The sequence below is a fragment of the Agrobacterium tumefaciens str. B6 genome, assembly GCF_001541315.1.
Lineage (GTDB): Bacteria > Pseudomonadota > Alphaproteobacteria > Rhizobiales > Rhizobiaceae > Agrobacterium > Agrobacterium radiobacter.
The window spans coordinates 1-523 of the sequence record NZ_LMVK01000047.1 but is presented as its reverse complement, the minus strand read 5'-3'; the positions used below and the strand labels follow the sequence as shown (position 1 = coordinate 523).

General features: G+C 57.2%; 1 protein-coding gene and 1 pseudogene. Both read left to right on the top strand.

Going from position 1 to position 523, the window contains the following annotated elements; translation table 11 throughout:
- Positions 1 to 353: TetR/AcrR family transcriptional regulator C-terminal domain-containing protein (locus ASB65_RS22765; protein ID WP_194288049.1), on the top strand; the 353-nt coding region annotated here is incomplete at its 5' end.
- Positions 350 to 523: pseudogene (locus ASB65_RS29000) on the top strand (SAM-dependent methyltransferase); the annotation flags it as partial. The gene ASB65_RS22765 and the pseudogene ASB65_RS29000, both read left to right, overlap by 4 nt.

Here is a 523-nt window from a genome sequence, read left to right as displayed (position 1 = left end):
TCGAAGCCATGGTCATGGCCGACACTCCGAACCAAAAGTCATTAAGCAAGCTTCATTACGAAGCCGGTCCCGCCCATATGATCGCCCAAATCGAGGCCCTGCTGCGTCAATTGCATGCGAAGGCGCTTCTGAATGTACCTGATCCTGTCCAGTCCGCCCGCCTGTTTGCCGCGCTTTTCAAAGGATCCGATCTCCTGATTATCGCACGTTTCGATGAGGCGAGAGCAGACGACGACAACGAAATCGAATCCTATTGCCGGTCCGCCGTCGCCATGTTCATCGCCGCACACGGTGGCAACAATACGAGGACGGAGAGCCTGGTTGGAATGGATCAGCGCAAGGATGTGGTATGACAGAGGAAAATGTTTCTCAGGTAGCCGACTGGAAAGGCCAAAGCGGAGAGCGCTGGGTTGCTTACCAGGCACGGCTTGATACCATGATGGCGGTGTTTGGCCAGGCCGCGATCGAAGCTGCTGCGCCAGTCACGGGCGAACGCGTATTGGACATCGGCTGTGGCGCGGGG